Source organism: Candidatus Zixiibacteriota bacterium, assembly GCA_022865345.1.
Classification (GTDB): Bacteria; Zixibacteria; MSB-5A5; order MSB-5A5; family RBG-16-43-9; genus RBG-16-43-9.
On record JALHSU010000180.1, the window covers coordinates 1 to 2262 of the forward strand.

Sequence of the window (2262 nt, forward strand, 5' to 3'; positions counted from 1 at the left end):
AAAGTCTGGACTTAGGACTTTGACCTTAGCCCCTGAAGCCGGGACTGAAAGGATGTGGAAGATTATCGACAAAAGGATTGACCGTGAGGATGTTCTGTGCGCCGCCCGGCTGTCAAGGGAAAAGAATCTGGAAAAGCTGAAACTTTATTTTATCATAGGACTGCCTTTTGAGACAACAAAGGACGTTGAAGGTATTGTGAATTTGGTCAAAGAAGTAGGGGAAGCCTTTATGGCCTCCCGCAAAAATGTAGGGACAGCCCTTGTGGCTGTCCGTAAAAAACAAATCATCCTCTCCGTAAACCCCTTTGTTCCCAAGGCACATACCCCCTTCCAATGGGCACCTATGGACTCTGAAAAATCGTTACGGGAAAAACTAAAAATAATCTCCGATGGAGTGAGAGGCTTGAAAGGGGTCAAGTTTGAGAGAAAAAGCATAAAAGAAGCAATCCTGCAGGGGGTTTTATCCCAGGGGAATAGAAAAGTGGGAATGGGGCTTTATTATCATATAAAAGAAAATCTGCCGCTTGCTCAGGCGTTCAAGAAAGCAGGAGTGGATACGGAATTCTTAGCCTTCAAAGAAAAAACAAAAGATTATTTTTTTCCGTGGGAGATTGTGGAGACAGGGATTGGAAAAGAGAGTTTGTTTAGGGAATATCTAAGAGGTAAAAAAAATGCTAAATAATCATAACAATCCTTGGCTACAAATTGACGAGAGAGTTTGAATGGGTGGTGTGAACTGCTGGCGAAATTTAAAATGAAACTTAGAGTAGGAAATCTGGTTATGATATTGCCCAATCCCGAATTGCTACATTACCGTCTGGTGGTGGCAGGCATGCTGTAATTTCTATATCAGGCCATAGTTGTCGCACTCTCTCAATGTTTGGATCTATATCAATTAGTAGAACAGACCTAATGTTGGATCCTGAATTTTTAAGCAAGTTCAGAACGGCTTCGTCATAAGGATTAAAAGCAAAACCAAAAACTATCAAACAAGTAGAACGTTTAAGAATTCTTGTCGCTAACTCCCACTCAAATTCCAAAGATGGGGGCGGCTGTTTTTCTGGAGTAGGGGCCACGATCAGTGCTTTTCCTGTTAACCCACGTCTTCCTTCAGTGTAATAAGCATTCTCGTCCCGTGAAATACTACCGTGGATTTTGGCTAAAGGCACTTTGCCTTTTAGCGTGACCGGCTTTAGCCAAGTGGAAACAGGGTACGGTCCTCGTCCAATAAGTGCCTGATTGGCGATACCGTAATTGAATAGCTTAGTTCCAAGCGCATATTCTATAGTCATGTCGTAATTCGTAGTGATGATACCCCCTAGTGATGGCCCATAAAATTTCATGATGAAGCTTTGTGCCTTCACAATCCCTGCAACCTTGAATCTACGTTCCTCATCAATCATTAAAACATGTCTTCGCCATTTGTGTGAATGAAACTCTTGCCAAATAAATGGTTCACAGAGTCGGCGAGCAAGATACCAGAGAACAACTTCCCTACTTTTCTCTTGGAAATTTAGTGCGTCTGCGATGAATTGTTCGGCAAGCCCATCTGGATGCTTTTCATCCCAAGTTTGTTTAAGTGATTTTACAGTCTCAAGTTTTTGAACCTCGCGAACACCCCATGGATCAATATTGAAATCGAATAACTGACTAGCTACAGGCAAATGAACGGCCCATTTTGCGAAACCGGCACCGACAAGCATAGCTAACATAGTATTACGCCCCAGTCTTCTGTAGGGAAATCAACTTAAAAAATCTTGTTTGCTCGGCACGCGTATAGACATGCGTAGCTAGGAAGTAGATTCAAACAACCCCGATAATTTCAAAAGCTCTTTTGACCAAGCAGAGGCTTGGTTAATCATTTTCTTTAGTGATTCCGGGTTCAGGCATATTTCAGGAAATTTGAGATGCCATGAAGATAGTTGAATTTGGAGTTCAATTAGTTTAACCTGTAACTCAAGAGAACACTCAGGGACTATCCATTCAATCAAAAATTTACTTTCTTCTATTGTGGTTTCTAGTGCCTTGAAATTATTTAGATTATCTGCGAAAGAAGCAATACGGGCTAAATTGGCTGCCAGCCCCCCTATGCGCCTGGCTGAGTCCTGCTGTAAATATCTTGTGCGGATGGCTTCTAAGTTTTTCATCGAAGTATAATAACTGGAGTGTAAAGCTTTAGCTTTACCTTTTTGGCAAACCTAAAGGTTCGCACTCCAAAAACTAACCCATTTTCTCCTCAGAGTCAATACATTTTACCCGATC

3 protein-coding genes are annotated in these 2262 nt (G+C 41.8%); 1 reads left to right on the forward strand and 2 read right to left on the reverse strand.

Annotated features, from left to right (window positions below):
• The coding region (locus MUP17_08660; GenBank protein ID MCJ7459047.1) for a hypothetical protein at positions 1 to 682 on the forward strand (682 nt) is incomplete at its 5' end.
• Positions 683 to 779: 97 nt separating this feature from the next.
• Here MUP17_08660 and MUP17_08665 read toward each other — a convergent pair.
• Both MUP17_08665 and MUP17_08670 read right to left on the reverse strand, forming a co-directional pair.
• The gene (locus MUP17_08665; GenBank protein MCJ7459048.1) at positions 780 to 1712 is read right to left on the reverse strand and encodes an SIR2 family protein; all 933 of its coding nucleotides are present in this window, start codon (positions 1710 to 1712) and stop codon (positions 780 to 782) included.
• Positions 1713 to 1790: 78 nt separating this feature from the next.
• Positions 1791 to 2147 carry a hypothetical protein gene (locus MUP17_08670; GenBank protein ID MCJ7459049.1) on the reverse strand — a complete coding sequence of 119 codons (357 nt, stop codon included), beginning with the start codon at positions 2145 to 2147 and terminating at the stop codon, positions 1791 to 1793.
• Positions 2148 to 2262 lie beyond the last annotated feature (115 nt).

What these genes read in the sequence shown, in the direction of transcription:
- MUP17_08665 (MCJ7459048.1), bottom strand. Translation starts at nt 1,712, where the DNA reads ATGTTAGCTATGCTTGTCGGTGCCGGTTTCGCAAAATGGGCCGTTCAT.
- MUP17_08670 (MCJ7459049.1), bottom strand. Translation starts at nt 2,147, where the DNA reads ATGAAAAACTTAGAAGCCATCCGCACAAGATATTTACAGCAGGACTCA.